Consider the following 20,493-nt stretch of genomic DNA (forward strand, 5'->3'; position numbering starts at 1 on the left):
ATGGATTATTTGCAGCAACCGCAGGCTATTGAAGCCAAAAGTTTTGTCATTATCGACGACATCATCAACGAGACGCGTCCCGATTACCGCTTTGCCAGCCCGCTGCATGAAGCGGTGATCAAACGGGTCATTCACACCACAGCAGATTTCGACTGGCTCGATATCTTATGGTTCTCCTCTGACGCGCTGGAAAGCCTGTGTTCCGCGATTAGACAGGGTTGCACGCTCTACACCGATACCACCATGGCGCTTTCCGGTATTAACAAAACGCTGCTGGCGCAATTCGGCGGCGAAGTGCGGTGCTATATCTCCGATCCGCGCGTGGTGCGCCGCGCCAAAGCCGACGGTATCACCCGTTCGATGGCGGCGGTTGATCTGGCGCTGGGCGAAGAGGGCGGCAAAGTGTTTGTCTTCGGTAATGCGCCCACTGCGCTGTTTCGCCTGCTGGAACATAACGCGCCGGTAAGCGGCGTGGTCGGCGTGCCGGTCGGGTTTGTCGGCGCGGCAGAATCGAAAGAGGCGCTGGTGGCGAGCGGTTTACCGGGCATTGCCGCTCGCGGGCGCAAAGGCGGTAGCAACGTGGCGGCGGCGATCGTTAACGCATTGCTTTACAGCCTGCGGGAGGCGCAATGAGCGAACAGGCGTTCGACGATCCGGTGTGGCACAACGGAAAAGCGCTGCGCAAAGGCTATACCACCGGCTCCTGCGCGACGGCGGCGGCGAAAGTGGCAGCGCTGATGGTGCTGCGCCAGCACCTTATTCACCAGGTGTCGATTGTCACGCCATCGGGTGTCACGCTGCGCCTGAACGTCGAATGCCCGCATGTGGAGGGGCTTCAGGCTGTCGCCGCGATTCGCAAAGACGGCGGCGATGACGTCGATGCCACGCACGGCATGCTGATTTTTGCCCGCGTCACGCTCAATGATGAGGGGGAGATCATCCTGCGCGGCGGCGAAGGCATCGGCACGGTGACCCGCAAAGGCATTGGCCTGGCGGTCGGAGAGGCGGCCATCAACCGCACGCCACGCCAGACTATCGAAGCCGCCGTACGCGAAGTGATTGGTCCGACGCGCGGCGCCGAGGTGGAAATTTTTGCCCCGGAAGGGGAAGCGCGGGCGAAGAAAACCTACAACGGCAGGCTCGGTATTCTTGGCGGCATTTCAATTATTGGCACCACCGGCATTGTCACGCCGATGTCAGAAGAGAGCTGGAAACGCGCGCTGGCGCTGGAGCTGGAGTTAAAACGCGCCGCCGGGATGGATCGGGTGATCCTGGTGCCCGGCAACCACGGCGAGCGTTTTGTGCGCGAACATCTGGGCGTATCGGGCGAACTTGTGGTCACCATGAGTAACTTTGTCGGCTACATGCTGGAAGAGGCGGTGCGCCTCGGTTTCCGGCATATCGTGCTGGTCGGTCACCCTGGCAAGCTGGTGAAAATCGCCGCCGGGATCTTTCACACCCACAGCCATATCGCGGATGCGCGCATGGAAACGCTGGTCGCACATCTGGCGCTGCTCGGTGCGCCGCACGCGCTGCTGCTGGCGGTGAGCGAGTGCGATACCACCGAAGCGGCAATGGAACACATCGACGCCGCCGGGTTCAGCCACCTTTACGATCACCTGGCAACCCGAATCTGTCAGCGTATCGACCAGATGCTGCGCTTTACGAACAATCCGCCGCAGTGCGATGCCGTGATGTTCTCCTTTGATAACAACGTGCTGGGCGCGAACCGTCCGGTTGAAGAAATTGCGAGGGATCTCAGATGTTGACCGTTGCCGGAATGGGGCCGGGCAATCTGGCGCTGATGACGCCGCAGGCGCAGGAGGCGGTGGCGCAGGCTGAAGTGCTGGTTGGCGGTAACCGCCACCTGGCGCAGTTCCCCGATTTTGCCGGGCAACGGCGGGCGCTGGATGCCGATATCCCGGCTTTGCTGGCGTGGCTGGAAAAACACGCCGCGCGCAATGTCGTGGTTCTGGCCTCCGGCGACCCGTTGTTTTACGGCATCGGCACGCGGCTGGTGGCGCATTTTGGTATCGAACAGTTGCGCATTATTCCCGGCATCAGCGCCGCGCAGTACCTCTGCTCGCGCACCGGTATTGATATGAACGATATCTGGCTGACCAGCAGCCACGGGCGCGATGTCGATTTCGATGCCCTGGCGCGTGCCAGCAAGGTCGCGATGGTGACCGATGCCCGCTGCGGGCCAAAAGCCATTGCCGATGCGCTGATTTCGCGCGGGGCAGAAAAGCGCTGGCTGGTGATTGGCGAAAACCTCGGTATGGACAATGAACGTATCCACAGGCTGCGCCCTGCGGATGTGCAGGCGCATTACGAAATGAATGTGGTGGTGATCCTCGATGAAAGATGAGCGGTTTATTCGCGGTGAAAAGGTGCCGATGACCAAAGAGGCCGTGCGCGCAGTAGCGCTGTCAAAGCTGGCGCTGCACGATGCCCGCCACCTGATCGATATCGGCGCGGGCACCGGCAGTGTGAGCATCGAAGCGGCGCTGGCGCACCCGCAGTTGCAGGTCACGGCGATTGAACGCAACCCGGCAGCGCTCGGGCTGCTGGAGGAGAATTGTCAGCGCTTTGCTTGTCGCAACATCACCCTGATCCCCGGCGTTGCACCGCTATTCATTGAGCAGCCCGCGGACGCGGTGTTTATGGGCGGCAGTGGCGGCAATCTGACGCAACTTATCGACTGGTCGCTGGCGCAGCTTAGGCCCGGCGGGCGGCTGGTGATGACTTTTATTCTGCAGGAAAACCTCAGTACCGCCCTGGCGCACCTGGCCGATTGCCCCGTCACTGCGCTGGATTGCCAGCAACTTCAGGTTTCCCAACTGACCTCGCTTGGCAGCGGCCACTATTTCAAAGCGCATAATCCCGTTTTTTTAATTTCCTGTGAAAAGGAGCAACACCATGGCTGAGCACGCGGATGCACAAACTGTCTGGTTTGTGGGCGCAGGACCAGGCGATAAGGAGCTCATCACGCTGAAAGGGTATCGCCTGTTGCAGCAGGCGCAGGTGGTGATTTACGCCGGTTCGCTGATTAATACCGAACTGCTGGAATACTGCCCGCCAGACGCAGAGTGCCACGACAGCGCAGAACTGCACCTTGAGCAAATCATTGACCTGATGGAAGCCGGGGTGAAGGCCGGGAAAGTGGTGGTACGCCTGCAAACCGGCGATGTTTCTCTGTATGGCTCGGTGCGTGAACAGGGAGAAGTGTTAACCCGCCGTGGTATTCGCTGGCAGGTTGTACCCGGCGTCAGCGCGTTTCTCGGCGCGGCGGCGGAGCTGGGCGTGGAGTACACCGTGCCGGAGGTGTCGCAAAGCCTGATCATCACCCGCCTCGAAGGACGCACGCCGGTGCCGGAGCGCGAACAACTGGAGGCATTTGCCAGTCATCAGACCTCGATGGCGATCTACCTCTCGGTACAACGCATACACCGCGTGGCGGAACGTTTAATCGAAGGTGGTTACCCGCAGGCCACGCCAGTGGCGGTTATTTATAAAGCGACCTGGCCGGAAAGCCAGACGGTGCGCGGCACGCTGGCGGATATTGCTGACAAAGTACGCGATGCTGGGATCCGCAAAACCGCGCTGATCCTCGTGGGGGCATTCCTGGGCGAAGAGTTCCACTACTCGCGGCTTTACGCGGCGGATTTTAGCCATGAATACCGCAAAGCCTGAATCGATAGCGCTGTTTTGCCTGACGCCGGGCGGTGTGGCGCTGGCGGCACGTCTGCAATCTGCGCTGCCGATGACCTGTTTTACCAGTGAGAAACTTCTCGCGGCGGGGTTTCAGCCTTTTGACGGCAGTTTTGCGCAGGCGTTGCGCGAGGCGTTTTGCCACTTTTCAGCGGTGATTTTTATCGGTGCAACCGGCATTGCCGTGCGCGTTATCGCCCCGCTGGTGAATGACAAGTTTAACGATCCGGCGGTGATCGTCATTGATGAACGCGGACAGCATGTTATCAGCCTGCTCTCCGGGCATTGCGGCGGTGCGAATGCGCTGGCGCGTTACCTCGCGGCTGTGCTGGACGCCGATCCGGTGATCACCACCGCGACAGACGTGAACGATGTGGCGGCGCTCGACACGCTGGCCATCCAGCTTGATGCGCGAATGCAGGATTTTCGCGCAGCGGTAAAGACCATCAATCAGATGCTGGTCAGCGGTAAACGCGTTGGCCTGTGGTGTGACGCGGCGATGCGTGAGGACGTGGCGCGCTGCGATACGCGTGGTTTTATCGCAGTGGATCGCCTCGATGCGTTACCGCAACTGGATGGCCTCGTGTGCGTGACCACACAAGCGGCGCTGCCGGTTCTCCCTGTGCCTGTTTTCAAACTGGTGCCGAAACGCATTGTGGCGGGGATGGGCTGTCGGCGCGATACGCCGTTTACGCTGCTTTCGGCGCTGTTGCAACGCCAGTTGCAGACGAACGCCATTGACCCGCTGGCGCTGCGTGCGATTGGCAGCATCACCTTAAAGCAGAATGAAAAAGGGCTGATCCAACTGGCGAAAAGCCTGGGCGTGCCGTTTGACGTTTTCACGGCTGAGGCATTGCGGCAGCACGAACACCATTTTCCCGCTTCGGAATTTGTCCGTCACACCGCCGGAGTCGGAAGCGTCTCCGGCCCGGTGGCATGGCTGATGAGCAACGGGCAACTGACTGGCGAAACCCTGCGCGAGCAGGGTGTGACTATTACTTTGGGAGTTTCACACTGATGTTAACGGTAATCGGGATTGGCCCCGGCTCACAGGCAATGATGACCATGGAAGCCGTTGAAGCGCTACAGGCGGCAGAAATTGTGGTCGGTTACAAAACCTATACCCATCTGGTGAAAGCCTTTACCGGCGATAAACAGGTGATCAAAACCGGCATGTGCAAAGAGATTGAGCGCTGCCAGGCGGCGATTGAGCTGGCGCAGGCAGGACATAACGTGGCGCTGATCAGCAGCGGTGACGCCGGGATCTACGGCATGGCCGGGCTGGTACTTGAGCTGGTGAACAAGCAGCAACTCGATGTGGAAGTCCGTCTGGTGCCGGGCATGACCGCCAGCATTGCCGCCGCCGCGCTGCTCGGTGCGCCACTGATGCATGACTTTTGCCATATCAGCTTAAGCGATCTGATGACGCCGTGGCCGGTGATTGAAAAACGCATTGTCGCGGCGGGTGAAGCGGATTTCGTTATTTGCTTCTACAACCCACGCAGTCGGGGCCGCGAAGGCCACCTGGCGCGCGCGTTTGAACTGCTTACGGGCAGCAAAAGCGCCGACACGCCGGTGGGCGTGGTGAAATCTGCCGGGCGCAAAAAAGAAGAGAAATGGCTGACCACGCTTGGCGAGATGGATTTTGAACCCGTCGATATGACCAGCCTGGTGATCGTCGGCAACCGCGCCACTTATGTGCAAAACGGCCTGATGATCACGCCCCGGGGCTACACCCTGTGACCGCCGGGGAGGTGTTGGTTATCGGCGGCACCAGCGATGCACGGCAAATTTGCCAGCAACTGGACGCAGCCAATGTGTGCTACACGCTGTCGGTGGCGACACCGACCGGGCAGCAGCTGGCGGGGAATATTCGCGGCCAGGTGCGCTGCGGGCGGCTGGAGATGTGCGATATGGTCGCATGGCTGCAACACCACGGTACGCGCTGGGTCATTGATGCTTCGCACCCGTATGCCGATGCGGTGAGCCGCAATATTGCCGCGGCCTGCGAGCAGGCACAGGTGCTGCTCAGCCGTTATCAGCGCCCGGAGCAGTTAGCGGATTTAACCCATCCATTGCTGTTTTATGTCGCCACGCTGGAAGAGGCCTGCGCCAAAGCCCGCGAACTGGGCGAGCGTATTTTGCTGACCACCGGCAGTAAAGATCTGGCGCGCTGGCGCGAAGGCTTGCCGGATAAAACCTTACTGGCACGGGTACTTCCCGTGCCGGAAGTGGTGGCGCAGTGCGCGGAGCTGGGTTTTGGCGTTGGTGATATTTTCGCCCTCTGTGGCCCGTTCAGCGCCGGATTTAACGCCGCGTTTTATCGCCAGTATCGTGTGGAAGTGCTGATCACCAAAGCCTCCGGGGCGGAAGGCGGTTATCTGGAAAAAGTACAGCCCGCGCTGGATGCCAGCATCCCGTGCATCGTCATTGCCCGCCCGCAACCTGCGGTGAGCGGGGAAGAGTTACTCAACAGTCAGGATGCCTTCGCCGGGCGGTTGCGGCGCTGGCTGGCGGCACAGTGAGGAGAACAGCATGAAAAAAGCCCTTCTGGTGGTGAGCTTCGGCACCAGCTATCACGACACCTGTGAGAAAAACATTGTTGCCTGCGAGCGCGAGCTGGCGGCCAGTTGCCCGGATCGCACCCTGTTTCGCGCGTTCACCTCCGGCATGATCATTCGCAAGCTCAGACAGCGCGACAACCTGCACATTGATACCCCGCTCGAAGCGCTGCAAAAACTGGCGGAACAGGGTTATCAGGATGTGGCAATCCAGTCTTTGCACATTATCAACGGCGATGAATACGAAAAAATTGCCCGTGAAGTGCAAACGATGCGCCCGCTGTTTAAACGGCTGGTGATTGGTGCGCCGCTGCTCAGCAGCCATGAAGATTACCTGCATCTGATGCAGGCGCTCTCGCGTCAAATGCCGATGGTCGCCGCGGACGAACGCGTGGTGTTTATGGGCCACGGAGCCAGCCACCATGCTTTTGCCGCGTATGCCTGCCTTGACCATATGATGGCGGCGCATCGCTTCCCGGCGCGTGTCGGCGCGGTGGAAAGCTACCCGGAAATCGATGTCATCATCGACAGCCTGCGCCGGGAAGATGTCAAAGCCGTTCATCTGATGCCGCTGATGTTGGTGGCAGGCGATCATGCGATTAATGATATGGCTTCCGATGATGACGATTCGTGGAAAACGCAGTTCGAACGCGTCGGTATCGCTGCCACGCCGTGGCTGCAAGGGTTGGGCGAAAACGCCGATATCCGCGCCATGTTTGTTCAGCATTTACATCAGGCACTCGAACACGCACTGGAGGTGGCGGCATGAGCGGAAAACTCTACGCCCTCAGCACCGGTCCGGGCGCGGCGGATCTTATCACTGTGCGCGGTGCGCGCATTCTCGGAAAGCTGGATGTGCTGTATGCGCCGGCCGGGCGCAAAGGCGGCGACAGCCTGGCATTGTCGATTGTATGCGAGTATCTCGGTGAGCAGACCGACGTGCGCTGTTGTCACTTCCCGATGAGCGCCGACAGCGCGGAAAAAGAGGCGGTGTGGGATGAGGTTGCCGCTGCGCTGGAGGCTGAAGTGCAGGCCGGAAAGCAGGTCGGTTTTATTACGCTTGGCGACGCCATGCTGTTCAGTACCTGGGTGTTTTTGCTGCAGCGCCTGCAACACCCGCAAAATCTGGAGATTGTTCCCGGCGTCACCTCGTTTGCCGCCATTGCCGCGCGGGCGCAAACACCGCTGGCGATGGAACAACAGTCGCTGGCGGTGGTCTCCTGCACCGCGCCGGAAGGCGACATCCGCCAGGCACTGGCGCAGCACGACAGCCTGGTGTTGATGAAAGTCTATGGCCGTTTCGCGCGGATCAAAGCGCTGCTTGCGCAAGCGGGGCTGCTCGACCATGCGCTGATGATGGCAGAAGCCACGCTGCCGGGAGAACAATGCTGGCAGCGGCTGGGCGAGGTGAGCGACGATCAGCCGCTGCCCTATTTTTCGACCATTCTGGTGAATAAACAGTGGGAGAAGGCATAACAGCGCCCTGATGTGCGAGGGCTACCGGTGTTCATCCGCGAGGTTAAGCGGAGCATGCCGATAATGGAGTAACCATCATATTATCGTCAGCCATGACATTGCTTTATTCTACATGGCTTGTGAGAAGTAAAACGGCACGGCGGGCAGCAGTGCCGCTGTGCAAACATGCCCGCATGCGGGCGACGCAGGTTAAGGAGGCGTCATGACGCAGGCCATTATGCTGCAGGGCACCGCATCGGACGTGGGCAAAAGCGTGCTGGTGGCGGGGCTGTGCCGTATTTTTCATCAGGACGGGTTAAAAACCGCGCCGTTTAAATCGCAGAATATGGCGCTCAACTCGGGTATCACTGCGAACGGCCAGGAGATGGGGCGCGCGCAGATATTTCAGGCCGAAGCGGCGGGTATCCAGCCGGATGTGCGCATGAACCCGGTGCTGCTCAAACCGACCAGCGATCGCAAAGCGCAAGTGGTGCTGATGGGCAAAGTCGCCACTGATATGGACGCCGTGAGTTATCACGACTATAAACCGCGGCTGCGCGAGCAGATTATCCAGGTTTACCAGAGCCTGGCGCAGGAGTATGACGCGCTGGTGCTGGAGGGCGCGGGCAGCCCGGCGGAGATCAACCTGCGCGACCGGGATATCGTCAATATGGGCATGGCAGAGATGGCCGCTTGCCCGGTCATTCTGGTGGCGGATATCGACAGAGGCGGCGTTTTTGCCGCGATTTACGGCACGCTGGCGCTATTACAGGAGCATGAACGCTGGCGGGTGAAAGGGGTGATCATCAATAAATTTCGCGGCGATGTCGCGCTGCTTACCCCGGGAATTAAGCAGATTGAAGAGTTGACCGGCGTACCGGTGATTGGCGTAATGCCGTGGCTGGAGGTCGACCTTGAAGATGAAGACGGCGTGGCGTTACAGCGCGGGAAATACTTGCGCACCGGCGAGCGGGCGCTGGATATCGCCGTGGTGCAACTCCCGCATATCTCTAATTTCACCGATTTCAATGCGCTCGCTGCTCAGCCCGACGTACGCGTTCACTACGTGCGCACGCCGGAGGAGCTGCATAGCGCCGATCTGCTAATCCTCCCTGGTAGTAAAAACACCCTTGGCGATCTCAACTGGCTGCGCGAAAGCGGGCTGGCGAAAGCAGTGCTGGAACGTCATCGTGCAGGTGTGCCGATTATTGGCGTCTGTGGCGGGTATCAAATGCTTGGCGAAACCATTATTGATGAGGTGGAGTCCGGGCTGGGGCAACAGCCAGGGCTGGGGCTGCTGGAGACGGTGACGCGGTTTGCCCGCGACAAAACCACCACCCGAGTGGAAGCGAGTTTGCAGGAGACGCTCCCCGGCTGGCTGGCGCCGTGCGCCGGGCTAACGCTGCACGGATATGAAATTCATCTGGGTGAAACCACGCGCAGCAATGGTTGCCAGCCGGCGTTGTGGCTACAAAAAGCGGGGCAGCGCGTGGCAGATGGCGCGGTCAGCCGGGACGGTCTGGTGTTTGGCACTTATCTGCATGGCTTGTTCGATAGCGACACGTTCACCCGCACACTGCTTAACGGGCTGCGTCAGCGCAAAGGGCTGCCGCCGCTGGATGCGCGCGTTGATTACGCGCAGTACAAAGCGCAGCAGTTTGATATCCTCGCCGACGCCATGCGTCAGCATGTGGACATTGATCGTATTTATCAAATTATGCAGCAACATCAGGAGCAAGCATGTTAACCCTTGTTACCGGCGGCGCGCGCAGCGGCAAAAGCCGTCATGCTGAATCGCTGGTCGCGGATGCAAAAACGGTGCTCTATATCGCCACTTCGCAAATCGTTGATGACGAAATGGCGACGCGGATTGAGCACCACCGGCAGGAACGCCCCCGACACTGGCGCACCGAAGAGCGCTGGCAACAGTTGTCAGCCGTCATTACCCCGCATAACGATCCTGACGAAGCGGTATTGCTGGAATGCATTACGACGCTTGTCACCAATCTGCTGTTTGCTTCTGGCGCGGGCGACGACCCGGATAACTGGGATTACGCCGCGCTGGAAGCGCAGGTTCAGCACGAGATTGAACACCTGATTACCGCCTGTGCGGCGTGCCCGTCGCCGGTGGTGCTGGTGACCAATGAAGTGGGCATGGGCATTGTGCCGGAAAACCGGCTGGCGCGGCATTTTCGCGATATCGCCGGGCGCGTCAACCAGCGACTGGCGCAGGCGGCAGATCACGTCTGGCTGGTGGTGTCAGGGATTGGAGTCAAAATCAAATGATCAAATTGTTTTTCGCCACGCTCTCTTTTATCAGCCGTTTGCCGGTGCCTGGCCGTTGTGTGCAGGGGCTGGATGTCGCGGAATATGTGCGGGGTATTGTGACCTTTCCATTGGTCGGGCTGCTGCTCGGGGCGCTCAGCGGTGTTGTCGTACTGGCGTTACAACCCTGGTGCGGCGTGCCGCTGGCGGCGCTTTTTGGCGTGCTGGCGCTGGCCTTGCTAACCGGTGGCTTTCATCTGGATGGTCTGGCGGACACCTGCGACGGTATCTTTTCCGCGCGTCGACGCGAACGGATGCTGGAAATCATGCGTGACAGCCGACTTGGCACCCACGGTGGCCTGGCGCTGGTGTTTGTGCTGGTCGCCAAAATCCTGGTTATCAGCGAGCTGCAACTGCGCGGTGTCAGCATCATTGCCGCACTGGCGATGGCCTGCGCCGCCGGGCGTGGTTGCTCGGTGTTACTGATGTTCGGCCATCGCTATGCGCGCGAAGAGGGGCTGGGCAACCTGTTTATCGGTAAAGTTTCCGGCAGAGACACGCTGGTTACGCTGACCATCACTGCGTTGCTGGTAATTGCCATATTGGACTTGAAAGGGATTATTGCGCTGCTGGTGACGCTGGCGGCGATCTTCCTGCTGGGGCAGATGCTTAAACGCACGCTGGGTGGGCAAACCGGCGACACGCTGGGCGCCGCGATTGAACTTGGCGAAGTGGTATTTCTTCTGGCGCTGCTCTGAACAGCCCGCAACATAACGAGAAACAACATGCAGACATTGACGACACTACTGGCAAGTATCCCGACCCCCAATGACGTAGCAATGGCGCAGGCACAGCGCCACCTGGATGGTTTACTGAAGCCGGTTGGCAGCCTCGGGCGACTGGAAGCATTAGCGGTACAACTTGCGGGAATGCCGGGGTTAAACGGCACGCCACGTAGCGGTGAGAAAGCCATTGTGGTGCTGTGCGCCGATCATGGTGTCTGGCATGAGGGCGTGGCGGTATCACCGCAGGTTGTCACTGCGATTCAGGCGGCGAACATGACGCAGGCGACGACGGGCGTTTGCGTACTGGCCGCGCAGGCCGGTGCAAAAGTACATGTGCTGGATGTTGGCATTGATGCCGATCCGATCCCCGGCCTGGTGAATATGAAAGTCGCGCGCGGCAGCGGCAATATCGCCACCGGCCCGGCAATGAGCCCGCAGCAAGCTGAAGCATTGCTGCTGGAAACGATGCGCTACACCCGAGAGCTGGCGGCGCAAGGCGTGAAGCTCTTTGGCGTCGGTGAACTCGGCATGGCCAACACCACACCAGCGGCGGCGATTGTCAGCGTGCTGACCGGCGAAGAACCTGAACATGTGGTTGGCATTGGCGCAAATTTGCCGGAAAACCTGCTCGGGCATAAAGCGCAGGTGGTGCGTAAAGCAATTGCCGTCAACCAGCCCAACCCCGCCGATGGCCTTGAGGTGCTGGCAAAAGTGGGGGGATACGATCTGCTGGGAATGACCGGCGTGATGCTTGGCGCGGCGTCTTGTGGTCTGCCGGTGGTGCTGGACGGTTTCCTTTCTTACGCGTCGGCGCTGGCGGCGTGCCGCATGGCGCCACAGGTAAAACCGTATCTGATCCCTTCTCATCTGTCGGCGGAAAAAGGGGCGCGCCTGGCGCTGGAACATTTAGGGCTGGAACCGTATCTCAATATGGGCATGCGTTTAGGCGAAGGGAGCGGGGCGGCGCTGGCGATGCAACTGGTTGATGCGGCCTGCGCGATCTACAACCATATGGGTACGCTGGCAGCGAGCAATATCGTGCTGCCGGAGACGAAATAACGATGTCCGTTGCCGGGGGAGTTTTGACTTGCCCGGCATTACCCCTCTTTTTGCATTGCCTGCAACAGCGTATCCAGCAAACCCGGATAGCAGGCGTCGAGATCTTCGCGGCGCAGGGAGATCATATTTTCCCGACCCTGCGGACGCTGCCAGACCACGCCGCTATCGCGCAGGACGCGCCAGTGGTGCGTCATCGTGGATTTCGCCACATCTTCCGGTCGCAGAGCGTTACAACTTAATTCGCTGCCGTCGGCAAGCCGCTTGATCATCGCCAGGCGCAGGGGATTGCCAAGGGCAAAGAGCACATTTTCAAGGCGAAATTGCTCACGTTCGGGGTGGTTAGCGATCATAATCTTCCTGTGTCGGCGGTGGCTGTGCTGGAAAAGCAGCAGCCCGTATCGGCGGCTGGGCCGGTACTATACGCAAACTGCTTTGCGAAAGCCACGAGGTCAATCGCGGCTCAACCAATCGTAAGAATAGCAAAAATAGTTCGAATATACTCGTACAGTTGTACTATTATAGATGCCGTGAATGAATAGCGGCCAATTCCGGTCGCGAACTAACAGTCAAATGACTAAGGACGCATCATGCCCCGACCCATCCCCCTCGAACGTTATCGTAACATCGGTATCTCCGCGCATATCGATGCCGGTAAAACAACCACTACTGAGCGCATTCTGTTTTACACCGGGATGAGCCACAAACTGGGTGAAGTACACGATGGCGCGGCAACAACCGACTGGATGGCGCAGGAGCAAGAGCGCGGCATTACCATTACGTCTGCGGCGGTAAGCTGCTTCTGGCCTGGTATGGACAGAGGTTTTGAGCCGCACCGCATTAATATTATCGACACCCCCGGGCACGTGGATTTCACCATTGAAGTGGAACGTTCCATGCGTGTGCTCGACGGCGCGGTAATGGTGTATGACTCCGTGGGTGGCGTGCAGCCGCAGTCGGAAACCGTGTGGCGTCAGGCTAATAAATACCACGTGCCGCGTCTCGCGTTCGTCAACAAGATGGACAGACCCGGCGCGGATTTTTTCCGCGTGGTGCAGATGATGATCGACCGCCTGAAAGCCAACCCGGTGCCGATTGTGATCCCTATCGGCGCAGAAGAGCATTTCACCGGCGTGGTGGATTTGATCAAAATGCGCGAAATCATCTGGGATGACGCGACGCAGGGCATGACTTTCAGCTATGGCCCGGTGCCGGATGATCTCATGGCAACCGCGCTGGAGTGGCGTGAGAAGATGATCTCCGCGGCGGCGGAAGCCAGTGACGAGCTGATGGATAAATATCTGGAAACCGGCTCGCTCGACGAAGCGGAAATTATTGCCGGCCTGCGCAAACGCACGGTTTCCGGGGAAATTCAGCCGATGCTGTGCGGCAGCGCCTTTAAAAATAAAGGCGTCCAGCGCATGCTCGACGCGGTGGTGGAACTGATGCCGTCGCCGCTGGATATCCCTGCTATTCAGGGCGTGGATGAAAAAGGCCAACCGGCAGAGCGCCATGCGAATGACGACGAACCGTTCTCGGCGCTGGCGTTTAAACTGATGACCGACCCGTATGTTGGCCAGCTTACCTTTATCCGCGTCTATTCCGGCGTGCTGAAAAAAGGGGATGCAGTTTACAACCCGGTGAAAGGCAAGAAAGAGCGTATCGGACGTATCGTGCAGATGCATGCCAATGATCGCCACGAAGTGGATGAGCTGCGCGCCGGTGATATTGCCGCCTGCGTCGGCCTGAAAGATGTCACCACCGGTGACACGTTAAGCGACCCGGATAAAGTGATCACGCTGGAGCGCATGGAGTTTCCTGAGCCGGTGATTTCGCTCGCTATTGAGCCGAAAACCAAAGCGGATCAGGAGAAAATGGGCATCGCCTTGCAACGGCTGGCGTCGGAAGATCCGTCATTCCGCCTGCATACTGACGAGGAATCCGGACAGACGATTATTTCCGGGATGGGCGAGTTGCATCTGGAAATTATTGTTGACCGCATGAAACGTGAGTTTGGCGTGGAGGCGAATATCGGTCGCCCGCAGGTCACATACCGCGAAACCTTGCGTAAAACCGTGAGGGATATCGAAGGTAAATTTGTGCGCCAGTCCGGCGGTAAAGGTCAGTATGGTCATGTGGTTCTGACGCTTGAACCGCTGGAGCCGGGTAGCGGCTTTGTATTTGAAGACGCCACCAAAGGCGGCGTGGTGCCGCGCGAGTATATTCCTTCCGTGGAAAAAGGCCTGCGCGAAGCCATGAACAACGGCGTGCTGGCGGGTTACCCGGTGGTCGATGTGAAGGCAACCCTGACATTCGGTTCCTATCACGATGTCGACTCCTCGGAAATGGCCTTCCGCATGGCGGCGATCTTTGGCTTTAAAGAGGGCGCGCGCAAAGCCGATCCGGCAATCCTTGAGCCGATTATGCATGTGGAAGTGGAAACACCGGAAGAGTACGCAGGAAACATCATGGGCGATCTCTCTTCCCGTCGCGGGATGGTGCAGGGCATGGAAGAGCGTTTCGGTAGCCAGATTATCCGCGCCGATGTGCCGCTGGCCGAAATGTTCGGCTACTCCACCACGCTGCGATCCATGTCGCAAGGCCGCGCGACCTACAGCATGGAGTTTCACCACTATGCGGAAGCGCCGCGCAACGTGGCGGACGATATCATCGCCAGCCGTAGCAAAGGCTAACCTGAAAGTGTTAAAACAAAAACCCCGCCTCGGCGGGGTTTTTTCTTGCAAACTGAGCGCCAGCTCATCACCTCTGAAGATAGTCGGTGGCAGGTGTGACTCAGCCTTATTCTTTCGGGACGTTAATCCTTCAAAGCAGGCAAAAAAGATGATTAGGGCTTTCAATACGCTTGCTGGAGCGTGTTTTCTTTGTCATCCGCTATTTCAGCAACAAAGAACCCGGAAAGCGTTGTTTACTGAGCAGCAATAATATCTGTCCCTGTGACGGACTGGATTTTCCAGGTACCCGCTTCTTTAACCATGCAATCCACGACAACATGTTTTTTGTCTTTACCGAAGGCAACAAACACGTTAGTACAGACAGGGTCAACAAGGGTCTGCAATACATTCACATTGCCTGGCCAGTCGTCATCAAAATCCTGCGTGCCGATGAAAAAATCCCCTCCATACGCGGCTTCATCTGTTTTTGCCGTGTGACGTAGCTTTTTCAGCGTGCTTGCGGTGACATATTTATCGATTTCATGCCCGTCCAGCGGTGGAGATTTATCCTCAACAACCTGCGCGATATACCATTTGTTAAATGTAAGGGCCTGCTGCTGTGCAATATCAATTGGGGAGTGTTCGGCCCAAGTCGCTGTTGATATCAACAGCAATAATAGCGAAAGTTTTTTCATATTAATCATGCCTGTAAATTTTGAATGCCGGGTTATGCTTTCTGTAAGCGGCACCGGGATACATACCCGAATGTTGAACAAAATCGCTGATCCACACCTTACCATCAAAAATACAGGTATGACCGGGAACGCTCTCCGGGATACCCTGAATGACAGCTACATCGCCAGTTTGCGGTTGGCCAGTGATTTCATAAAAGCCGGCATGAAGCAGGCTGGCACCTAGATCTTTGGCATAATTTGCGCGAACACCGATAATACCTCCCGCTTCAATCGCTTTCCTGACGGCGAAAGCGCATTTATGAAGACTCCCCGCGTGCGCGTGTTTGCGCGCATACTCAACTGCGGCATTTTTATCCCACATAATTCCCTTTCCCAAATGCAAGTTTTTGTAAACGCGGTTGTAATTTTCAAAGATATGAATATTTCGTTATGTCGGAATAGTCTTAAACGAAGCGCGAGCGGGAGATGATTTTTTACTAAACAGACTGCCCGGTTGTGACAGGCAGAACCACAGAAGCAAACTATGATTAGCAGATATCCGTTTCGTCTGAGGAAAGGTTATGTTGCGTCGCGTCACTCTGCTTTTCTCTTCGTTGTTATTGCTGGCGGTAGCTCCTGCCCAGGCTGTGAGCTATCCGCTACCGCCGGAAGGCAGCCGTCTGGTGGGCAGCCCGTTAACCATCACCATTCCTCATGACAACACCTTCCCGCTGGAAGCGTTTGCCGCGAAATACGGACAGGGGCTGAGTAATATGCTCGAAGCCAACCCGGATGCCGATCCCTTTTTACCGAAAGCCGGTTCACAGCTGGTTATTCCGCAGCAGGTGATCCTGCCTGCGACCGTTCGCGAAGGCATTGTGATTAACGTTGCGGAAATGCGCCTCTACTATTACCCCAAAGAGTCGAATACGGTCGAGATCTTACCGATTGGCATCGGCCAGGCCGGACGCGAAACGCCGCGCAACTGGGTGACTGCGGTGGAACGCAAGCAGGAAGGGCCGACCTGGACACCTACGGCGAATACGCGGAAAGCGTACGAGAAAGAGGGAAAAACCTTACCTGCGTTTGTGCCTGCCGGGCCGGATAACCCGATGGGGCTTTATGCTATTTATATTGGAAAGCTGTACGCTATTCACGGCACGAACGCTAATTTTGGCATTGGGTTGCGCGTCAGTCAGGGCTGTATCCGTTTACGCAGCAATGACATTAAATACCTCTTCGACAATGTGCCTGTGGGAACACGGGTACAGATTATCGACCAGCCGGTCAAAATCACCACCGAGCCGGATGGCAGCAGTTGGGTGGAAGTTCACGAACCGCTATCTCGCAATCGCGCTGAGTTTGAGTCCAGCAATAAAGTGCCGCTGCCTGCCACTCCGGTGCTACATGCGCTAATGAAAGACGAAGGCATCGATGCGAACCGCGCAAGCCAGGAACTGGAGCGCCGTTCCGGTATGCCGGTAAATATTAGTGCGCCTGCGGTGAATCATCCGATAGATAAACAACCGCTATAGAATGGTTTATCAATAAATTTGAATCTTAAGGTTAAACAATCGGTATTTATTCTTCTTATGGAGTGCGTAGAGTAAGGGCAATCCTGGACGGGAAATTCCCCCGTCTGCTGATTACCTCTCTGAACAGAAGGACAACGACGCCATGAAGAAGATCGGATTTTTGTCATTTGGTCACTGGACACTTTCGCCGCAATCTGCGACGCGTTCGGCGGCTGATACGCTGCTGCAATCCATCGATCTGGCGGTTGCCGCTGAAGAACTTGGTGCGGACGGCGCGTATTTCCGTGTGCATCACTTTGCCCGTCAGCTCAGCTCACCTTTCCCGTTACTGGCCGCTATTGGCGCCAAAACCCACAAAATAGAGATTGGCACCGGCGTTATTGATATGCGCTATGAAAACCCGTTGTATATGGCGGAAGATGCCGGCGCGGCGGATTTGATTTCCGGCGGTCGTTTGCAGTTGGGTATCAGCCGGGGCTCACCGGAACAGGTTATTGATGGCTGGCGCTATTTTGGCTATCAGCCGGCGGAAGGCGAAACCGATGCGGATATGGCGCGCCATCATACGGAAACGTTTCTGGATGTGCTGCGCGGCGAAGGGTTTGCCAAACCGAACCCGCAGCCGATGTTCCCGAACCCACCAGGCTTGCTGCGCCCGGAACCCTGGTCTGAAGGTTTGCGCGAACGTATCTGGTGGGGCGCAGGCTCAAACGCGACAGCGGTTTGGGCGGCAAAACTGGGGATGAACCTGCAAAGCTCCACGCTGAAAGATGATGAAACCGGCGAACCGTTCCATATCCAGCAGGCGCAGCAGATTCGGGCCTACCGTGAAGCCTGGAAAGCAGCAGGGCACTCACGCACGCCGCGCGTCTCCGTTAGTCGCAGTATCTTCGCGCTCATGGACGATCGTGATCGGGCTTACTTTGGTGGCAGCCGTGATGACAGCGATAAAATCGGCTTTCTTGATGAGAAAACCCGCGCTGTTTTTGGCCGCAGCTACGCCGCAGAACCGGATAAATTGATCGAGCAGCTGAAAAAAGATGAGGCCATTGCCGAAGCAGATACGCTACTGCTGACCGTGCCGAATCAATTAGGCGTGGATTATAATGCGCACGTGATTGAGTCGATTCTCAAGCATGTCGCGCCGGGGATGGGCTGGCGTGATTGATGTGAAACTGCAGTTGAAAGCATAACTTTCTCTTCGTGCGGCGCTTTGTAAAGCGCCGCATTTCGTTTTGCAGTACAGAAATTTATCACCGACACTTGAGCCAAAGACGTAGTCGGCGCAGGCATTGTGCTTTACACTGCGCGCTGCAAAAAACAGAGCAAATGAACGATTAAGTAGGTGGTAAGGCGATGAACGGAAAGATCACAACCTGGTTTAAAGATAAAGGTTTTGGATTTATCAAAGATGAAAACGGCGAAAACCGTTACTTTCATGTGATTAAGGTCGCCAACCCAGAGTTGATTAAAAAAGATGCGGCGGTAACGTTCGAACCCACGACAAACAACAAAGGGTTGTCTGCTTATGCGGTGAAAGTTGTCCCGGAAAGCAAATACATCTATATCGCAGGTGAACGAATTAAGCTCACGTCGATCAAATCTTATCTGGTATACAGCGAAGAAGTTCCTGTCGATACCCGCATCGATAAAGACAATGCCGTGCTCTCCGTTGGCGCGCTGATGGGAAGTATCCGGCCGAAATCCGCGACTAAGCCTGGCGAAATGCGTTCGCTAAAAAAACTGGCAATCACCACTTTTCAGGGAACGACCCTGATTTTCTCCGAAGACGAGATAGACGTGGATGCGACGGTTAAGCTGCTTAACGTCTAAAAACATCCAGATTGGTTTGCTGCCGAAACCGGCGTTTTTCTAAACCGCGTTTCGGCATCATTTACTGTTCGCTGTGGTTCCCGTTTTTCTGTTCAATCCGTCCCGCCAGAGCAATGCTTTCGCCCCGTGCGAGTGTGGAATGGCGAGCGCAATGTTTGCGCTTCGCGGGTAATAAGCCGATTCCTCAATCTGGTCTCTTCGCAGCAATTACAGCTATAATCCGACCCAATGTTCAACCGGTTTACAGACGAAAATGACAAAACTCACTTTACAAGAGCAGATGCTCAAAGCGGGATTAGTAACCAGCAAGAAAATGGCTAAAGTCCAGCGCACTGCCAAAAAATCACGCGTTCAGGCGCGTGAGGCAAGAGAAGCCGTGGAAGAGAATAAAAAAGCACAGCTTGAGCGCGATAAGCAATTAAGCGAGCAACAAAAACAAGCGGCGTTATCCAAAGAATATAAAGCGCAGGTTAAGCAACTTATTGAAATGAACAGGATCACTATTGCCAAAGGCAATATTGATTTTAATTTCACAGATAATAAGTTAATTAAAAAAATAGTGGTGGATAAAAATACGCAGGCACAATTGATTAGCGGTCGTCTCGCCATTGCTCGTCTGGTTGTTGATGGCAAGGATGAGAGTGAATATGCGATTATTCCCGCAATCGTAGCCGATAAAATCGCTCAGCGGGATGCGAACAGTATTGTGTTAAACAGCGCGCTTAGCCAGGAAGATCAAGATGAAGATGATCCGTACGCTGATTTTAAAGTGCCCGATGATTTGATGTGGTAATAACCATTGCAAACAATTTCAACCTCCGGGGGAATGTATGAGTAACGAAATACCGCTTAAATTTTATGACATCGTTGATGAGTATTCGACGGAAACCGAAAAAACGGTAAAAGAATCAGAACGCGATGCGCTGGCGCACTATTTCCAGCTACTGATCACCCGTTTGATGAATAACGAAGAAATCAGTGAAGAGGCGCAGCAGGAAATGGCCAATGAAGCGGGTATTGACGCGCTGCGTATTGACGAGATTGCGACGTTTCTGAATCAGTGGGGCAACGAGTAGTTCTGTTGCCGTGATTTTCAAAAGCGCGAAAGTGCATTTTTTATGTCCGCTCGCCGCCGGAAGCGGACATCGCAAACATCCCCGAACGTGCAAAACATCAGTAGAGGATATTTGCCATCGCTTTGTACCGTTCGGGTAACGCGCTGTTCAGCGCCAGGACTTTTTCAAGAGTAGAAAATGTTGGAGCCCCTTTAGCGCGTTCGCCATCAACAATCGCGGAACGTATTGTCGCCGCCGCCGTAGAAACAGTGTTGAAATACTCTTCTGATTCCGCAGTTTGTAATTCTCCTGAAACGGCGTAACGGACAATTGGCCAGTCTGTAAAATCAATTAACGGGAATGCTTCTTTATCAGATGATATGTTAGCTAATAACAATTCTTCTGCTTTTTTATGATCTCTTTGTGCAGTTGAAAGTAGCTGTAAGCGATATTTCATTCTTGACAAAATATCGCTATTCATTTTTTCTGACGAGAGTGCCACAATAAAGGTGGATAGCTCATCAGGCGGGCTGTGATCATAATGCGTCTTCCGCTGGGCTTCAGAAGAAGGTTGGGTGCTATTTGATGCAATTTCAATTAAATAATTTAAAATTTCTAAAGTCATTTAATGTGCCTTATGAATTTCATTGTGCGGGATTAACTGGCGATACTGAAAATAGTGCTGGCAGCTTTGTATCACGGTTAATAAATCCCGTGTCGAAAATAACGCATGGCCTGCCAGTATATGACAGATGCGTTAAATGAACGTTTTTAAAACGTCACGCAGATCCTGTTTCATATTTAAATAGCAGCGCGCTGCCAGGCTTACGCGATGAGTATCATTGATAGTGTGCGGTTTGAAAAACGAATAATTGTGCGGTCTGCTGTGAG

The 20,493-nt window shown here is 56.1% G+C and carries 24 protein-coding genes; 20 read left to right on the plus strand and 4 right to left on the minus strand.

The window, feature by feature from the left end; all coding sequences use genetic code 11:
- The 14 genes from AAIG26_RS09520 to cobT all read left to right on the plus strand — a co-directional run bounded on the left by AAIG26_RS09520 (nt 1) and on the right by cobT (nt 11,836).
- The gene (locus AAIG26_RS09520) at nt 1-633 is read left to right on the plus strand and encodes a cobalt-precorrin-8 methylmutase (protein WP_269231646.1); all 633 of its coding nucleotides are present in this window, start codon (nt 1-3) and stop codon (nt 631-633) included.
- On the plus strand, nt 630-1,769 hold the full coding sequence (gene cbiD / locus AAIG26_RS09525; RefSeq protein ID WP_343180593.1) for a cobalt-precorrin-5B (C(1))-methyltransferase CbiD: 1,140 nt from the start codon (nt 630-632) through the stop codon (nt 1,767-1,769). Before AAIG26_RS09520 ends, cbiD begins: the two co-directional genes overlap by 4 nt.
- Nucleotides 1,763-2,368, plus strand: coding sequence for a cobalt-precorrin-7 (C(5))-methyltransferase (locus AAIG26_RS09530; protein WP_313626277.1), 606 nt, complete (start codon nt 1,763-1,765; stop codon nt 2,366-2,368). Before cbiD ends, AAIG26_RS09530 begins: the two co-directional genes overlap by 7 nt.
- Nucleotides 2,358-2,927 carry a decarboxylating cobalt-precorrin-6B (C(15))-methyltransferase gene (locus AAIG26_RS09535; RefSeq protein WP_020454255.1) on the plus strand — a complete coding sequence of 190 codons (570 nt, stop codon included), beginning with the start codon at nt 2,358-2,360 and terminating at the stop codon, nt 2,925-2,927. The genes AAIG26_RS09530 and AAIG26_RS09535 overlap by 11 nt, the downstream gene beginning before the upstream one ends.
- Nucleotides 2,920-3,693, plus strand: coding sequence for a cobalt-precorrin-4 methyltransferase (locus tag AAIG26_RS09540; protein ID WP_160269573.1), 774 nt, complete (start codon nt 2,920-2,922; stop codon nt 3,691-3,693). Before AAIG26_RS09535 ends, AAIG26_RS09540 begins: the two co-directional genes overlap by 8 nt.
- Nucleotides 3,674-4,729, plus strand: coding sequence for a cobalt-precorrin 5A hydrolase (gene cbiG / locus AAIG26_RS09545; RefSeq protein ID WP_343180594.1), 1,056 nt, complete (start codon nt 3,674-3,676; stop codon nt 4,727-4,729). The genes AAIG26_RS09540 and cbiG overlap by 20 nt, the downstream gene beginning before the upstream one ends.
- Nucleotides 4,729-5,454: a precorrin-3B C(17)-methyltransferase gene (locus AAIG26_RS09550; protein ID WP_020454252.1), complete on the plus strand. Its 726-nt coding sequence runs from the start codon at nt 4,729-4,731 to the stop codon at nt 5,452-5,454. The genes cbiG and AAIG26_RS09550 overlap by 1 nt, the downstream gene beginning before the upstream one ends.
- On the plus strand, nt 5,451-6,236 hold the full coding sequence (locus tag AAIG26_RS09555; protein WP_343180595.1) for a cobalt-precorrin-6A reductase: 786 nt from the start codon (nt 5,451-5,453) through the stop codon (nt 6,234-6,236). The genes AAIG26_RS09550 and AAIG26_RS09555 overlap by 4 nt, the downstream gene beginning before the upstream one ends.
- A gap of 10 nt (nt 6,237-6,246) precedes the next feature.
- The gene (locus AAIG26_RS09560) at nt 6,247-7,041 is read left to right on the plus strand and encodes a sirohydrochlorin cobaltochelatase (RefSeq protein WP_020454250.1); all 795 of its coding nucleotides are present in this window, start codon (nt 6,247-6,249) and stop codon (nt 7,039-7,041) included.
- Nucleotides 7,038-7,748, plus strand: a complete 711-nt coding sequence (locus tag AAIG26_RS09565; protein WP_343180597.1) for a cobalt-factor II C(20)-methyltransferase — start codon at nt 7,038-7,040, stop codon at nt 7,746-7,748. The genes AAIG26_RS09560 and AAIG26_RS09565 overlap by 4 nt, the downstream gene beginning before the upstream one ends.
- Before the next feature lie 202 nt (nt 7,749-7,950).
- Entirely contained in the window at nt 7,951-9,474 is a 1,524-nt protein-coding gene (locus AAIG26_RS09570) for a cobyric acid synthase (protein WP_343180598.1), read from the plus strand.
- Nucleotides 9,468-10,013: a bifunctional adenosylcobinamide kinase/adenosylcobinamide-phosphate guanylyltransferase gene (gene cobU, locus AAIG26_RS09575; protein WP_343180599.1), complete on the plus strand. Its 546-nt coding sequence runs from the start codon at nt 9,468-9,470 to the stop codon at nt 10,011-10,013. The genes AAIG26_RS09570 and cobU overlap by 7 nt, the downstream gene beginning before the upstream one ends.
- Complete coding sequence (gene cobS, locus AAIG26_RS09580; RefSeq protein ID WP_343180600.1) at nt 10,010-10,750, plus strand: adenosylcobinamide-GDP ribazoletransferase; 741 nt, start codon at nt 10,010-10,012, stop codon at nt 10,748-10,750. Before cobU ends, cobS begins: the two co-directional genes overlap by 4 nt.
- Before the next feature lie 27 nt (nt 10,751-10,777).
- On the plus strand, nt 10,778-11,836 hold the full coding sequence (cobT, locus tag AAIG26_RS09585; protein ID WP_044489406.1) for a nicotinate-nucleotide--dimethylbenzimidazole phosphoribosyltransferase: 1,059 nt from the start codon (nt 10,778-10,780) through the stop codon (nt 11,834-11,836).
- Nucleotides 11,837-11,874: 38 nt separating this feature from the next.
- On the opposite strand, the gene AAIG26_RS09590 is transcribed toward cobT, so the two are convergent.
- Nucleotides 11,875-12,186 carry a helix-turn-helix domain-containing protein gene (locus AAIG26_RS09590; RefSeq protein ID WP_020454244.1) on the minus strand — a complete coding sequence of 104 codons (312 nt, stop codon included), beginning with the start codon at nt 12,184-12,186 and terminating at the stop codon, nt 11,875-11,877.
- 237 nt (nt 12,187-12,423) lie between these two features.
- On the opposite strand from AAIG26_RS09590, the gene fusA reads away from it, so the two are divergent.
- Nucleotides 12,424-14,526: an elongation factor G gene (fusA, locus tag AAIG26_RS09595; protein WP_343180601.1), complete on the plus strand. Its 2,103-nt coding sequence runs from the start codon at nt 12,424-12,426 to the stop codon at nt 14,524-14,526.
- Between the two features lie 233 nt (nt 14,527-14,759).
- Here the strand turns inward: fusA and AAIG26_RS09600 are convergent, their stop codons facing one another.
- Nucleotides 14,760-15,200, minus strand: a complete 441-nt coding sequence (locus tag AAIG26_RS09600; RefSeq protein ID WP_343180602.1) for a DUF3828 domain-containing protein — start codon at nt 15,198-15,200, stop codon at nt 14,760-14,762.
- A gap of 1 nt (nt 15,201) precedes the next feature.
- Nucleotides 15,202-15,561, minus strand: coding sequence for a hypothetical protein (locus AAIG26_RS09605; protein WP_020454241.1), 360 nt, complete (start codon nt 15,559-15,561; stop codon nt 15,202-15,204).
- Between the two features lie 199 nt (nt 15,562-15,760).
- Here AAIG26_RS09605 and ldtA point away from each other — a divergent pair, with 199 nt between their 5' ends.
- The 5 genes from ldtA (at nt 15,761) to AAIG26_RS09630 (ending at nt 19,623) form a co-directional block, all read left to right on the plus strand.
- The gene (gene ldtA, locus AAIG26_RS09610; RefSeq protein WP_343180603.1) at nt 15,761-16,714 is read left to right on the plus strand and encodes a L,D-transpeptidase; all 954 of its coding nucleotides are present in this window, start codon (nt 15,761-15,763) and stop codon (nt 16,712-16,714) included.
- Between the two features lie 142 nt (nt 16,715-16,856).
- The gene (locus tag AAIG26_RS09615) at nt 16,857-17,882 is read left to right on the plus strand and encodes an LLM class flavin-dependent oxidoreductase (RefSeq protein ID WP_343180605.1); all 1,026 of its coding nucleotides are present in this window, start codon (nt 16,857-16,859) and stop codon (nt 17,880-17,882) included.
- Nucleotides 17,883-18,070: 188 nt separating this feature from the next.
- Entirely contained in the window at nt 18,071-18,547 is a 477-nt protein-coding gene (locus AAIG26_RS09620) for a cold shock domain-containing protein (protein WP_020454238.1), read from the plus strand.
- Between the two features lie 253 nt (nt 18,548-18,800).
- Nucleotides 18,801-19,340, plus strand: coding sequence for a DUF2058 domain-containing protein (locus tag AAIG26_RS09625; RefSeq protein ID WP_044489404.1), 540 nt, complete (start codon nt 18,801-18,803; stop codon nt 19,338-19,340).
- 37 nt (nt 19,341-19,377) lie between these two features.
- Nucleotides 19,378-19,623 (plus strand): DUF2543 family protein, encoded by a 246-nt coding sequence (locus tag AAIG26_RS09630; RefSeq protein WP_097405711.1) that lies wholly within the window; start codon nt 19,378-19,380, stop codon nt 19,621-19,623.
- Nucleotides 19,624-19,720: 97 nt separating this feature from the next.
- Here AAIG26_RS09630 and AAIG26_RS09635 read toward each other — a convergent pair whose 3' ends face one another.
- Nucleotides 19,721-20,227 (minus strand): hypothetical protein, encoded by a 507-nt coding sequence (locus AAIG26_RS09635; protein ID WP_343180607.1) that lies wholly within the window; start codon nt 20,225-20,227, stop codon nt 19,721-19,723.
- Nucleotides 20,228-20,493 lie beyond the last annotated feature (266 nt).

Source organism: Kosakonia sp. PSU_27 (genome assembly GCF_039409795.1).
In the GTDB taxonomy this organism is placed as follows: Bacteria; Pseudomonadota; Gammaproteobacteria; order Enterobacterales; family Enterobacteriaceae; genus Kosakonia.

What these genes read in the sequence shown, in the direction of transcription:
- AAIG26_RS09520 (WP_269231646.1), top strand. Translation starts at nt 1, where the DNA reads ATGGATTATTTGCAGCAACCGCAGGCTATTGAAGCCAAAAGTTTTGTC.
- cbiD (WP_343180593.1), top strand. Translation starts at nt 630, where the DNA reads ATGAGCGAACAGGCGTTCGACGATCCGGTGTGGCACAACGGAAAAGCG.
- AAIG26_RS09530 (WP_313626277.1), top strand. Translation starts at nt 1,763, where the DNA reads ATGTTGACCGTTGCCGGAATGGGGCCGGGCAATCTGGCGCTGATGACG.
- AAIG26_RS09535 (WP_020454255.1), top strand. Translation starts at nt 2,358, where the DNA reads ATGAAAGATGAGCGGTTTATTCGCGGTGAAAAGGTGCCGATGACCAAA.
- AAIG26_RS09540 (WP_160269573.1), top strand. Translation starts at nt 2,920, where the DNA reads ATGGCTGAGCACGCGGATGCACAAACTGTCTGGTTTGTGGGCGCAGGA.
- cbiG (WP_343180594.1), top strand. Translation starts at nt 3,674, where the DNA reads ATGAATACCGCAAAGCCTGAATCGATAGCGCTGTTTTGCCTGACGCCG.
- AAIG26_RS09550 (WP_020454252.1), top strand. Translation starts at nt 4,729, where the DNA reads ATGTTAACGGTAATCGGGATTGGCCCCGGCTCACAGGCAATGATGACC.
- AAIG26_RS09560 (WP_020454250.1), top strand. Translation starts at nt 6,247, where the DNA reads ATGAAAAAAGCCCTTCTGGTGGTGAGCTTCGGCACCAGCTATCACGAC.
- AAIG26_RS09565 (WP_343180597.1), top strand. Translation starts at nt 7,038, where the DNA reads ATGAGCGGAAAACTCTACGCCCTCAGCACCGGTCCGGGCGCGGCGGAT.
- AAIG26_RS09570 (WP_343180598.1), top strand. Translation starts at nt 7,951, where the DNA reads ATGACGCAGGCCATTATGCTGCAGGGCACCGCATCGGACGTGGGCAAA.
- cobU (WP_343180599.1), top strand. Translation starts at nt 9,468, where the DNA reads ATGTTAACCCTTGTTACCGGCGGCGCGCGCAGCGGCAAAAGCCGTCAT.
- cobS (WP_343180600.1), top strand. Translation starts at nt 10,010, where the DNA reads ATGATCAAATTGTTTTTCGCCACGCTCTCTTTTATCAGCCGTTTGCCG.
- cobT (WP_044489406.1), top strand. Translation starts at nt 10,778, where the DNA reads ATGCAGACATTGACGACACTACTGGCAAGTATCCCGACCCCCAATGAC.
- AAIG26_RS09590 (WP_020454244.1), bottom strand. Translation starts at nt 12,186, where the DNA reads ATGATCGCTAACCACCCCGAACGTGAGCAATTTCGCCTTGAAAATGTG.
- fusA (WP_343180601.1), top strand. Translation starts at nt 12,424, where the DNA reads ATGCCCCGACCCATCCCCCTCGAACGTTATCGTAACATCGGTATCTCC.
- AAIG26_RS09600 (WP_343180602.1), bottom strand. Translation starts at nt 15,200, where the DNA reads ATGAAAAAACTTTCGCTATTATTGCTGTTGATATCAACAGCGACTTGG.
- AAIG26_RS09605 (WP_020454241.1), bottom strand. Translation starts at nt 15,561, where the DNA reads ATGTGGGATAAAAATGCCGCAGTTGAGTATGCGCGCAAACACGCGCAC.
- ldtA (WP_343180603.1), top strand. Translation starts at nt 15,761, where the DNA reads ATGTTGCGTCGCGTCACTCTGCTTTTCTCTTCGTTGTTATTGCTGGCG.
- AAIG26_RS09615 (WP_343180605.1), top strand. Translation starts at nt 16,857, where the DNA reads ATGAAGAAGATCGGATTTTTGTCATTTGGTCACTGGACACTTTCGCCG.
- AAIG26_RS09620 (WP_020454238.1), top strand. Translation starts at nt 18,071, where the DNA reads ATGAACGGAAAGATCACAACCTGGTTTAAAGATAAAGGTTTTGGATTT.
- AAIG26_RS09625 (WP_044489404.1), top strand. Translation starts at nt 18,801, where the DNA reads ATGACAAAACTCACTTTACAAGAGCAGATGCTCAAAGCGGGATTAGTA.
- AAIG26_RS09630 (WP_097405711.1), top strand. Translation starts at nt 19,378, where the DNA reads ATGAGTAACGAAATACCGCTTAAATTTTATGACATCGTTGATGAGTAT.
- AAIG26_RS09635 (WP_343180607.1), bottom strand. Translation starts at nt 20,227, where the DNA reads ATGACTTTAGAAATTTTAAATTATTTAATTGAAATTGCATCAAATAGC.